12 protein-coding genes and 1 riboswitch are annotated in these 12,657 nt (G+C 27.8%); of the genes, 4 read left to right on the forward strand and 8 right to left on the reverse strand.

The window, feature by feature from the left end; all coding sequences use genetic code 11:
- Positions 1 to 120 precede the first annotated feature (120 nt).
- Together KFW21_01045 and KFW21_01050 are read left to right on the forward strand one after the other, a co-directional pair.
- The gene (locus KFW21_01045) at positions 121 to 1,635 is read left to right on the forward strand and encodes a glutathione ABC transporter substrate-binding protein (protein MDK2818019.1); all 1,515 of its coding nucleotides are present in this window, start codon (positions 121 to 123) and stop codon (positions 1,633 to 1,635) included.
- A gap of 143 nt (positions 1,636 to 1,778) precedes the next feature.
- Positions 1,779 to 2,153: a hypothetical protein gene (locus KFW21_01050; protein MDK2818020.1), complete on the forward strand. Its 375-nt coding sequence runs from the start codon at positions 1,779 to 1,781 to the stop codon at positions 2,151 to 2,153.
- 25 nt (positions 2,154 to 2,178) lie between these two features.
- On the opposite strand, the gene KFW21_01055 is transcribed toward KFW21_01050, so the two are convergent.
- The 8 genes from KFW21_01055 to KFW21_01090 all read right to left on the reverse strand — a co-directional run bounded on the left by KFW21_01055 (position 2,179) and on the right by KFW21_01090 (position 10,247).
- On the reverse strand, positions 2,179 to 3,774 hold the full coding sequence (locus KFW21_01055; protein ID MDK2818021.1) for a hypothetical protein: 1,596 nt from the start codon (positions 3,772 to 3,774) through the stop codon (positions 2,179 to 2,181).
- 71 nt (positions 3,775 to 3,845) lie between these two features.
- Positions 3,846 to 4,574 (reverse strand): nicotinamide riboside transporter PnuC, encoded by a 729-nt coding sequence (gene pnuC / locus KFW21_01060; protein ID MDK2818022.1) that lies wholly within the window; start codon positions 4,572 to 4,574, stop codon positions 3,846 to 3,848.
- The gene (gene thiD / locus KFW21_01065; GenBank protein ID MDK2818023.1) at positions 4,567 to 5,391 is read right to left on the reverse strand and encodes a bifunctional hydroxymethylpyrimidine kinase/phosphomethylpyrimidine kinase; all 825 of its coding nucleotides are present in this window, start codon (positions 5,389 to 5,391) and stop codon (positions 4,567 to 4,569) included. Before thiD ends, pnuC begins: the two co-directional genes overlap by 8 nt.
- Positions 5,391 to 6,191: a hydroxyethylthiazole kinase gene (gene thiM, locus KFW21_01070; GenBank protein ID MDK2818024.1), complete on the reverse strand. Its 801-nt coding sequence runs from the start codon at positions 6,189 to 6,191 to the stop codon at positions 5,391 to 5,393. The genes thiD and thiM overlap by 1 nt, the downstream gene beginning before the upstream one ends.
- Positions 6,188 to 6,829 carry a thiamine phosphate synthase gene (locus KFW21_01075; GenBank protein MDK2818025.1) on the reverse strand — a complete coding sequence of 214 codons (642 nt, stop codon included), beginning with the start codon at positions 6,827 to 6,829 and terminating at the stop codon, positions 6,188 to 6,190. Before KFW21_01075 ends, thiM begins: the two co-directional genes overlap by 4 nt.
- Before the next feature lie 69 nt (positions 6,830 to 6,898).
- A riboswitch (TPP riboswitch) is annotated at positions 6,899 to 7,000 on the reverse strand.
- A gap of 152 nt (positions 7,001 to 7,152) precedes the next feature.
- Complete coding sequence (locus KFW21_01080; GenBank protein MDK2818026.1) at positions 7,153 to 7,668, reverse strand: DUF2147 domain-containing protein; 516 nt, start codon at positions 7,666 to 7,668, stop codon at positions 7,153 to 7,155.
- A gap of 37 nt (positions 7,669 to 7,705) precedes the next feature.
- Positions 7,706 to 8,614 (reverse strand): hypothetical protein, encoded by a 909-nt coding sequence (locus KFW21_01085; protein ID MDK2818027.1) that lies wholly within the window; start codon positions 8,612 to 8,614, stop codon positions 7,706 to 7,708.
- Between the two features lie 19 nt (positions 8,615 to 8,633).
- On the reverse strand, positions 8,634 to 10,247 hold the full coding sequence (locus tag KFW21_01090) for an NAD(P)/FAD-dependent oxidoreductase (protein MDK2818028.1): 1,614 nt from the start codon (positions 10,245 to 10,247) through the stop codon (positions 8,634 to 8,636).
- Between the two features lie 273 nt (positions 10,248 to 10,520).
- Here KFW21_01090 and KFW21_01095 point away from each other — a divergent pair, with 273 nt between their 5' ends.
- Entirely contained in the window at positions 10,521 to 11,474 is a 954-nt protein-coding gene (locus tag KFW21_01095; protein MDK2818029.1) for a hypothetical protein, read from the forward strand.
- Positions 11,475 to 11,575: 101 nt separating this feature from the next.
- Positions 11,576 to 12,571, forward strand: a complete 996-nt coding sequence (locus tag KFW21_01100; GenBank protein MDK2818030.1) for a lactate dehydrogenase — start codon at positions 11,576 to 11,578, stop codon at positions 12,569 to 12,571.
- Positions 12,572 to 12,657: the final 86 nt, after the last annotated feature.

The raw sequence follows: 12,657 nt of genomic DNA on the forward strand, positions 1-12,657 counted from the left end.
TGATTTGAGTAAGGGGATTTTTTATATTGACAATAGTGATTAAATAAGTTATAATAATGTATTAAAAATATACATTTTATAAAAAATGATTTAATTTCAATCATTCCATGGGGGTTTATGATGTTAAAAGTAGCATTATTATTTGTGAGTGTGTTGTCAGTAATGTCATGCGCTCAATCAGAAGTTCTAACGAATAAAGATTTAATTAAAATAGGAGTACCAATAGAAGCAGTAACACTGTATCCTTATGGTTCTAATGATAATGCTACTGCAAGAGTATTAGTCAATATCTTTGATCGTCTGATTGAAAAAGATAGTAAAGGTGAATTCCAACCAGGTTTAGCAACTTCATGGAAAATAGAAACGCCTACTTCTATTAAATTAAATCTTCGTTCAAATGTCACTTTTCATAATGGAACACCATTTACAGCGAAAGATGTGAAATATAGTATTCAAAAAATGATGAAAGCTCCTGAAATTGAACATATTGCTAGTCCTATGAAAAATGTAGATATCATAGATGATTATACAGTAGTAATAAATTTACACAAACCTTTTGCTCCTATTCTATCTCATTTAGCGCATATAACTATGTCTATTATGAGTAAAGATTATACAGAAACTGCTGGTGTAGATATTGATCAAAAACCAATAGGTACAGGACCTTATAAATTAAAAACTTGGAATAGAGGGCAAAATTTACTATTAGAAGCTAATACTGAATATTGGAATGGAGCTCCTAAAATTGCTAATATTGAATTTAGAAATATACCAGAAGCAACTGCAAGAACTATTGCATTAGAAACTGGAGATATTGATATAGCCTATGATATAGATGCTATTGATAGAGAAAGAGTTCAAAATAGCCCTGATTTACAATTGATTGAAGAGTCTATTGCTCGTATTGAATATCTAGGATTTAATATTAATAAAGGTAAAAATCCTATATGGAAAGATAAAAGAGTCAGAGAAGCTGTAGCACTTGCATTAGATTATGAGGGTATTATCAATTCCGTATTATTTGGTACAGGAACTCTTACTGATTCTATTCTTTATAAGTCTGTAATTGGACATTACGATGGATTGAAAATTCGTGTTAGAAATATAGCAAAAGCAAAAGAATTATTAGCTGAAGCTGGTATTGCACCTGGTACAAAAGTAACCATGTGGGCTACAGAAGGTCAACGGCAAAAAATATTAGAGATTGTACAAGCAAATTTAAGAGAAATAGGTATTGATGCTAGTATAGAAATTTATGAATGGGCTCGTTTTATAGATAGTACAGCAAAAGGTGAGCATGATATGTTTATTCTAGGTTGGACTACTGTAACAGGAGATGCTGACTATGGTATTTATAATTTAGTTCATTCAAAAGCTTTTGGACCTGGTGGTAATAGAAGTTTTTATTCTAATTCAAAAGTTGATACTTTATTAGAATCAGCAAGAATTGAATTAGATCCTATAAAAAGAGCTGATATGTATAAAACTATTCAAGAAATTTTATATGAAGATTTACCACTTATTCCTCTTTATTATAAACTATCTAATATAGGTGCTTCAAAATTTGTAAAAGGATTTGAATTTGATTTATCTGATGCTCATAGACTTAGAACAGTGTATTTTGAAAATAAATAAGTAAATAAATTAAAAAAGCTATTCTTAGGAATAGCTTTTTTTTTGATATAATATTATGCATTAGATTACATACAATGATAGTAATTGACAAAATTATAAATAATAACTAATTTATATATAATATATTAAATTAGGATGTTAACATGTTCATTGAAATAGCAAAAAGTTTTATGGAAAAATCAGAGATACTAAATGAAACTATAGAAACTATTATTATTATGATATTAATTCCTTCATTTTGGATCTTAAGAGGAATAGCAATATTTGGTTTAATGTATCCGATAATGAGAGTATTATTTATTACTAAAGTATCACCTCAATTAATTTGGAAATATAATTTTGCTATATTTTGGTTAATAGCTAATATATTAATATTATGGAGTAGTATTGATCTTTATTGGAAGTGGGTTTGGGTAGATGTAATTGGTGTTTTTATTGCTATTACGACATTATTTTCATGGAATAGTGATATAATACATGAACAGTATAAAAAACGAAGCTATAGTAAAATTAAATAAAATAGAGAGCATTAAAATTCCTATTTTATTTTTCGATTTGTTGATCAATATCTATAATAATATCTTCAACTTTTTTTATAGAATATTTATATTCACGATATTTTTTTTGAGCAGTTCTACTAGAATTAATAATAGTATTAGTTGTTTGATTTAATTGAGAAACATTATTTTCAAATATATTTGATAATGATGTGATATCTGACATCTTTGTTTGACTACCTTCTATAGAATGGATAGTTTTTTCTAATGTATTTTGAACTTCACCAATTAAAGATAAAGTATTCTTTGTTTCAATAGACATATGATAATTAATTTGTGTTAAATCTGTGATTTTAATAACAATTTGATCAATAGCTGTTGAAAAATCTATAATATTCTTATTTAAATAAGAAAAAGATTGACCAACATTTTTAATAACTTCAACAGTTTCGGTAATTGATTTGAGATTGTTTTGTAAAGATTGATTCAATATATCTGCATTTTGTGTAGTTTCTGTTGATAATAGTTTGATTTCTTTTGCAACAATAGCAAAACCACCACCATATTTACCAGCTCTAGAGGCTTCAACAGCAGCATTGAGTGCTAATATATTTGTTTTTTCGGCAACTTCCATAATCAATGTTATCATATCAAGTACATTTTTAGAATTTTCAGCAACTTTTTCTATAGCAACAATTGATTCTTGCATATCAACGCTACCCTTTTCAGTTAATTCAATTAATTCATTCATTTGTACTTTCCTATTTTGAATAATAAGATTGATTTCTTGAGATGTATCAGAAATAGTCTGAGTTTTATTTTTATATTCTATTATATTTTCTTTATGATTATTAAAAACTGTTAAAATATTTGAACTAGAGTGTATAAGATTTTCGTTTCGCATTTGGCTAGCTTTTAACAATTGATTAAATTCATGCATATCAGAGGTGAATTTTTGAATATGATCGTTTAATTGTCCTGCTAGAGTATCATTATCAATATTAAATACTTCTAATTGATGGTCGGATTGTTGATTTTCTAAATATACACGAATAATATTTTGTAATAAAATATCTTTGTTTTTAGATATATCACGCTCTTCGTTGAATCTATTCATAATATTACCAGTTAAGTTGTATATCTGATTGCTAAGAATAATCATAATTATTAGAGAAACATAAGAACCTACTATAGGAATAATATGATCTACTCCTATTATAGATTTTTGTATTATAAAAATATAAATACTGAGCATACTAAAAGAAATAAATCCCATAGTAATAGATACAAATTTATGTTGAGCTAATATCCCAGTTAAAGTAAGTGGAATCATTTGAAATGATATAAGCAGATATACTAATTCAGGAATGATGATAGGACGACTGTATGTAACAGAAAAAGAAGCAATAGATAATATAATTATAGTAATATATAATGCTATAGAATAATAATTAAATTGCTGTAAAATTATTGATATCATTAAAAAGAAAATTGCTACAATAGAAATGATTGTAGTTGGAATAGCCCCTTGAATGAAAGTCATTATTCCTAATCCAGTCATGGCACTTAATATAGATAAATTACAAATAAATAAAATGTTGTCTTGTAGTTGTTGTTGAAAGGTTTTATGAAATTTTTGCATTATTATGAACTCTCATACATATTTCCAGTATTGTTATATTGAGTATAATGATATGTACACTATCTTCGGAATTATTCATAAGAAACTTTATTTTTAATAATCGATATCTTATATTTCCAAATATATAATCCATAAAAAGACATCACTAAGTAATAAATATAAACCATCACATAGATATAGGAATGAATACTGATATAAAGAGGTATACTGATAATATTTACTAATATCCAGATATACCACATTTCAAGATATTTTTTAGAGACGAACCACTGAGCTAGAATTGCTAAAATAGTAGTAGTTGCATCAGTAACAGCTTGCAAATTGGAACTGTATTTTCCCAAAGATACCCCTAGATAATACAAAATGATAATTCCTATTATACATAGTACTAGATATTTATACCATTCTGTTGATGTTAATGTTTTAGTATTGAGTGTATTATTAATTTTTTGTCTATGTTTTTTTGGATGAGTCCAATAGTAGATTCCATAAATATTTAAAATAATATAAACTATGGCAATAGACATATCCCATAATAAAGGAGACCAAAAATATAAATAAAGAACAGAAGATAATGATCCAATAATACCTATAATAAACATAGATTTTTTTTCTTCAACTTCTAAGACAATGAAGATTATACCCATAATAGATGAGATAAAACTTAACACTAATCCTAATAAATCTTTAGAAGAAGGATTATTAAAATTAGAAAAATCGATAAATGTTCCATAACTTATTAATAATAAACCTATAAATATAGAAATTAATAAAATCCAATGATGTTTGCTTTTAGTCATATAATTTTCCCGAACAAGCTTCATCTAAAAACCATAAATGATCTGTAGGACCTGCACCATTACCTACACTTTGTTGAGAAGCTGATAAAATAGCATTAGTAAGATATTTTTTAGCATATTTTACACTATCAGACAAACTATATCCTTGAGCAATAGCCGCTGTAATAGCTGCTGATAAAGTACATCCTGTACCGTGAGTATTTTTGGTATTTATTCTTTTGGTACTAAATAATTCAATTTTATCATCATGTAAAAATAAATCAGTGGCATCTTCATGATGGTAGTGACCACCTTTTATTAATACAGATTTACAACCTAATTTTAATATTTCATGAGCTATCTTCTCTTGAGAAGGTGAAGGTGTTATGCTTCCTATTAATTCAAGTGCTTCAGGAACATTAGGCGTAATGATTGTTGCTAAAGGAACTATTTTTTTGATTAGACTCTGTCTTGCTTCTGGTAATAATAATTGATCACCACTTTTTGCAAGCATAACAGGATCAAGAATAATAGGAATATCTAGTGCATTCTTTATTAAAAATTCATAGACGGTATTAATAATTTCTTCATTGAAAAGCATTCCAATTTTAATAGCTTGGGGTGGAATATCTTCAAAAATACTCTCTAATTGTTCTTTAATAACAGAACAAGGGATTATATGGCAACTTTTAACACCCATAGTGTTCTGTACCGCTAGTGCAGTAAGTACTGTCATACCATAACATCCAAAAGAAGAAAACACTTTAAGATCAGCTTGTATGCCTGCTCCACCTGAATTGTCAAACCCAGCAATAGATAAAACAGGATTTTGTATCATTATATATTCCTTGGTAATTCTAATGAATTGATTTTGTTTTGTATGTAATCATAATCAGGTTGATAGATCATATCGATAAAGTTGTTTTTGAAATAGCCTAAAGAATTTTGTTTTGCATAAGCTAGTTCACCACACAAATTATAATAAAGATGTGCTAAAAAAGTAGCTTTAAAAGGATTGGATTCGACGCTATTGAAAACAGCGATAACACTAGATAAGACACATCCCATCCCTGTAATTTTAGGCATGAGAAAATTTCCAAAGGGGCAGGATTGATATAATTTATTATATATAATATAATCAATTTCTCCAGAAATAGCTACAGTAATATTTTGTTTTTGACTGATGTTAAGTGCATTATCAAGAGCTATTTCTGATGTAATGCAAGTATCAACACCTTTAGGTTTGTAAATAGAAGAATTATGTATCGTATTAATTTCACTGGCATTTCCTCTAAGTATAGTACAGTAAGGCAATAACATAGAAACTGCTTGAGCTCTTATACTACTAGCACCTATGCCTACAGGATCTAATATCATGGGTTTTTGTTTGTTGTTAGCTTTAACTATACTTAAAGTCAATTCTAAAAAATCATGATCGAGTGTTCCTATATTAATATTAATAGCATGAGAAATTTGTACTAATTCAAGAGCATCAATCTTATTGTTACTCATAATAGGGGAAGCTCCTAAAGCTAGCAGAGTGTTTGCAATAAAATCCATAGTAACAAGATTTGTGAGGTTTAATATCAATGGATTGAGTGTTTCAATTTTGTATTTAATTTCTCTGATATCAATCATATGTGTTCCTGTAATAAATCATCTAGTAATGTTCTAAATTCTTTAGTTGTTTTATAGGGATCTTTAGCATTGTGAACAGCTCCAATAAGTGCTATTCCTTGAGCTCCATGTTGAATAATACTCGTGGTATTTTGCAGAGTAATTCCACCAATTGCAGTAATAGGGTGTTTACTAATAGATGATAATAATTTTAATCCATTTAATCCCCAAATAGTTGAGAGATTAGATTTGTTTTGTGAAGGAAATACAGCACTAGCAGTAACATAGCTAAGATTATTTTCTTTATTGGCACTGTGTAAATTTTCTAAACTTTCTATAGAGATACCAATATGTCCTTTTGGAAATTTTGTTAGAACTTTTTGAATAGAATCGTCTTTTTGTCCTATGTGAATGTAAGGAGTCGTCAGTTGTTGTGCAATAGTAGAATAATCATTGATAACTAAAGGAATATGATAAGGAGTTAATATTCTTAGTAATTGTTCTCCCAAGTCTAAAAGTTCTTCTTGAGAAAGTGATTTTTCTCTTAACTGTAATGAAGTTATCCCACCATCAGCACATTTTTTGATAAAATCAAGATATTTTGGTGTAGGAATATTATTTTTTTGACTAATCAACATAAGTCTGTAAAAAGGGATCATTATTTTTTCCTTTAAAATAATACACAACAAAATAAGCTCCCATTAAAGAGAGCTTATTTATCGTTTTTATTTGATAAATAATTTACTCCCTACGCTAGTATAAACTAGATCAGGTTCTATCGGTGGTTGTTATTACAACCTCTCAGCTCTTAAGCACCCGAGTAATTATTAGTTCAGTATAATACAATATAATTTATAAGTCAACTAAAACAAGATAACATTGTAATATTTGTGGAAGTAGTAGAAATATATTTAGTTGAAAAGTACTTATTAAAAATAAAGGGCTTTCTCTATATAGAGAAAGCCCTTTATTTTTAATATATTTATTGTTTTTGTCTTATAGGAATAAGAGAGTTTAGCTCACTAGGGCTATGTAAAGAATTAGTAAAAGGTGTAGGATCTTCAACTTTTGTCCAAATTAATGTTTTACCAAAAAGACCTGCTTTATCGATAGTAGCTTTCCAAGTAATAGTTTTTTTGTCATTAGATAGAGTTCCGTTAAGATAATAATATTTACCTGCTTCTGGATTATAAATTTCGCCATTAGCTAATTTATTATTTTTGATCTCAATACCATTTACAATCATACTATTACGAATCAGACGATCTCTTAATGTTGGATCAGGATTGTTAATATCTTTATTAGGATTAACCGTACCATCACTATATTTAAATCCTATACCATAAAATTTATTATCTTTTTGAAATAAATTTGCAACTGCTATAAGACCAGCATCATCTTTAGGGAGATACCACATACCTGTTAGATCTGTCGCTTCTAATGCGAAAGTAGAAGTACTGAGTACTAATATAACTAGTAATAATTTAATATTTTTCATAATATAACTCCTTATTATTAATAATATATAAAATATTTTAGAACTTGAATTTAACCCCAGTATCAACTTGGATAGCAAAATACTGTGTCATATATCTATCTTTTACCCAAGTACCAACTTGTCCACGAAAATAAGGTACAATATTAGGATATTTAATAGATGCTTTTTCATAACTAAAAGAACCAAAAACCCCAGCCCTAAAAATACCTTTTACAGATTGGACATGTTGAATAATTGATGTTAAAGCAACACTCATTCCTGTACCAGTGATATTGTAACCCAATTTGATATCATGATTCCAAAAGATATCCTGAGCTTTTAAAACGATACTTTCTCTATTATTAAGATAATACTGATTAGGATTCATACCAAAATTATGTATGTAAATTAAGGTAGGATTATAGATTAACGCTATCATACCAGGTCCTGCTGGACCACCAAAAGTAAAAGTTGGTGAAAATTCAATTTCTAGAGTATCTGTATCTAAATAAACTGGCTTTCTATTCAAAGGGTTTAATCCTGTAAAAGGTGGTAAAGCGTGATTGTAATTATCTCCGGATCCTGTAAGAAGAGCTGGTTTAGTAAAATCTTTAGAATAACCTATTTTTACAAGAAAATTTACAGCGATAACTGGTTGCCAGAACAAAAAGAGAGATGTTCTTGAATAAGAAGCTATAGCTTGTTCTAATCCAACTTCAAAACTAGAATTAGCAAACCAAAAGCTATTTTGACCTCTTAGCAAAGCTCCTCTATAGTAAAGTTTTGTGCGATAACAAGCTCCAAATGCATTCCATCTACCTCTAAAAGAATTATCCCAATAAAAACCTTGATCTATAGTAGAATTATTTGGGCGAGATGTTATGGTACCTTCAGTTGTAGTGGTTTGAGCGAAATTTATACTTACAAAAGAAATAACAGATAACATTAAAAATAATATTTTTTTCATAAAAAATCCTGATATATAATTATATTGCTACAAATGTTTTAATTAAAAAAATAAGTAGTTCGATAGAGAAGAAACATCCTAATGTTCCAAGGATAATTCGAATAGGCATAGGTAAAATAAGATCTATAGCTGTATAATATCCAGCTAGAATAGCTCCAGTAAAACCACCTCCTGGTAGACACCAAGCTCCAGTAAAATGTAGATTTTTAACTTTATGAGCCTGACGAGGAGCTCTAGATCCAGGGAAACAATATCCTATTTGTTTGTACCCAAAAACAGCACCTTTTGGAGTTTTCATATAACGCTCTATTGTCTTAGGAGTAGATACTTCAAAATATTCAATATTTTCAGTAAATCCTGGGTAATGTTTTTCTACTACAGTAAATAAATGTTTTGCAAAATTTTCTTTTTTAGCTTTGTATTCTTCTTTGTTTATATTGCTTTCCCATTCTTCAATATGTGAACAACCACATAATACTCCAAATCCTCTTGGATCACCTTCTGGAACTAAACCTGAATCAATTGCAGAATAATCAACCATGACAAAACCTCTATCTTCAAGAGCTTTTTTGGTATTTTCATGTAATAATGTATTTTGAGGAGAATTTAGTTGCTCTTCTGTCTGAAAGAATGTAGAGTACGCTGTTCCAGGGAATTTTTTGGATAAAGCTTCTTTATATGTAATATAAATAGTCCATAAAGAGGTAGATACTTTTTTTGATTCAATTTGTTCTTCACGAAATTCAGTTGGTATCATATTTCCATTGAAAACACTATCAGGACTACAGTTTGCTATAATCTTTTTACCAGTGACAGTGATAAGTTCTTTAGTTTTACGATCTTGGTATGTTACACCAGTAGCTTTATTTCCCTCTAATTCAATTTTTTTCACATCTGCAAAGTAACGAATTTCTCCACCATTTTCAGTGATTTTATCAGCTAATTGATTAGACAAAACTTGACTTCCACCTTTAATGTACACAGATTTATGATAATAACTATATTGAGCAGAAGCATGATAATACCATGAAAGTTCGTAAGGATTATCTGTAAAATATACATGATTAATATTTAAAATACTCTTTAATCTATCAGATTTGAATAATTTATCTAATTTATGACCTGTACTGATATTTTGCCACATTCCGTAAAGAACACTAGGAAATGTCATAATTGGATAAAGTAAAAACTCAATTGGGTGAAAATCATTTGGAAAACATTTATTAGTTGCTGTTATATATTTCATATCAGCAAAATATTTTTTGACCCCAGCTTTTTCTGCTGGAAATTTTTCTGATAAGTAGTTAATTACATTTTGTCTTCCGTGAGGAATAGTATATTCTTCTTTTTCAGTTTTAATACGCCATGTCTGTGGAAGTTCTACCAGCGGTAGAGTATCTAGAATACCTAGTTTTTTGAAAACAAGAGCTTTCATATCTCTGTTAGGCGTACCCCAATCCATTTCATGGAGACCCACTTCAAAATTAATACCTTTTCGTATATAAGTAGTTGCAGCCCCACCAGGAATATTATGTTGTTCTAATACTAGAACTTTTTTACCTTTTTTAGCAAGAGTTGCTCCGGTTGTCAGACCTCCAAGTCCTGCACCAATAATTATAATATCATATTTCATATATGTGTCTCCCTGTATAATAAATTATTATATTAATATTTGTTATATAGTATAGTATCATAAAACAAAAAAAAATGCAAGCGTTTTTATTAAAAAAAATCTTATATATTAATATAAAACTATATATTATTTAATTAATTAATTTAATTATATTACTTTATATTTTTTTTAATCATAAGCGTAATCTTTATTTTGTAATTTATTTGTTGACAAAATATCTTAAATATGACATTATATATTAGAGATATAATAAAATTAAAGGATTTCAAATTTATGAATTTAGTACAAAAAATGCAAGATTTGTACACGGTACCTGTGTTACAAGAGTTAAATAAATGTTGGCAAAAATTCTCTAATCTGAGAGCTATTTGTTATACTTTTCCTCATTCAGATATGTTTTTAAATATATTAGTAACCAAAGTTCCTAATGATCAAATAATGACAGAAGAACAGTTAATTCAAATAATGAGTTCAGACAATACTGTAGATGTTACTACTGTGAAACAATTATGGGGGCATAATTTTGATTCTGATTTAGTAGAATCTTGTATAAAAATGATGGGTAGACCAGAATTTATTTTTACTGCTATTGAAAAATTACAATTACAAAGAGATTTGACAAATAATATACACTCTGATCATGATCCTCTTATTAAGAATATCTTAATGATGTATAGAATTAATATGATTACGAAAGATTATTCAAATAATACTAATATTTTAAGAATACTAAGTGTTGTTTTTGCACAGTATTTAGGTATATTAGAACACCCAATTCTTTATCATAGTATGTTTTTAGATACTATCGTCGAAATTTTAACATTAGATGAAAATACAAAGTTTGATGAAATGAATTTATTATTTATCTTACAAAGTTTTGGAACTTTGTGCTATTTAGGGACTTTTGTGTTATCTATTTATCATACAAAGATCGCTGAAAGCCTAGAGAAAATACAAGAAGATGTCTATTTATCTAAAATATTCCAACAAGAAAATATTTCTACCTATTTATTTCAAAATATGATTATAAATATTCCTAGTATTATGAGTAAAATGAATTGGAAAAGAGATAAAAGTGCTCGCTTTTTAACACGATTGAAGTTCTTAGACCTATTAATAGAAAAGAAACAAGGAAAGGACAAATACTTTATAAATAGTACTATTCGTAACACATTTATAGAATTACGCGGTAATTTGGAAATTCAAAAAATGATAAAAAAGATATAAATTTTATATTTTATAGTTGATTTAATTTCAAATTTGTAATATGATTTTTTATGTAAATAGTTATATAGAATATAACTTTTATGAAAATATAGGGCGTGTATATGAAAATCGTATCTTATGGAGTTAGACCTATTGAAGAATCATTTTTTCACAAACTCAATACTTTTTCGTATATACTGGATTTAGTACCAGAATTATTAACAAATGACAATATACATCTCTGTCAGGGTGCTGATGTTGTAATGCTTCGTAGTAATTGTAACGCAGATAAAAATAATCTTATCAAAATGAAAGAATTAGGTATTAAATATATTTTAACACGAACAGTTGGATATGATCATATCGATCTTAAGATGGTTAAAGAATTAGAGTTTGAATTATGTGCTAGGATACCTTCTTATTCACCAACGGCAGTTTCTGAATTAGCAGTATCAATAGCTTTAGGATTGAGTAGAAAAACTATCGCGATGACGATGAACACATCTCATAAAGATTATAAAATTTATAATAATTACTTTTCAAAAGAAATTAGACATTCTACAGTAGGTGTTATTGGTACAGGTCGTATAGGTATCTGCTCAGTTAAAGCTTTCTTAGGACTTGGGGCAAAAGTTTTAGGATATGATCCTTATCCTTCTGAAGAAATAAAAAGTATAATAGATATAGTAGATTTAGATACTTTATTACAAGAATCTGATATTATTTTATTACATACTCCTTATTTCAAAGATTCTAATTATCATTTTGTAAATGAACAATTTATTAATAAAATGAAAAATAATTCTATATTAATTAATACAGCTAGGGGTGAATTAGTAGATCTCAAAGCTATCCTAAAAGGTATAAAATCAGGGAAGCTTGCTGGCGTGGGCTTGGATGTTTTAGAAAATGAAAATATGTGTTTTTTTAGAGATAATACAGATCAAAAACTACAAGATCCTATTATTGAAGAATTATCTTCTTACTATCCTAGAGTTATTATAACACCACATGTAGGATCTTTTACAGAAGTTGCTTTGACAAATATGATAGAAATTTCTTATCAAAATCTAGATCAATTTCTCAAATATGGTTTTTGCGATAATACTTTGATTTAATTTTGTCATAAAATAATAATAACAATATAAACAAAAAAACACCTCTAATTTAGAGGTGTTTTTTAATAGTATATTCAGTATATAAA

Source organism: Spirochaetota bacterium (assembly GCA_030154445.1).
Taxonomy (GTDB): domain Bacteria; phylum Spirochaetota; class Brevinematia; order Brevinematales; family Brevinemataceae; genus Brevinema_A.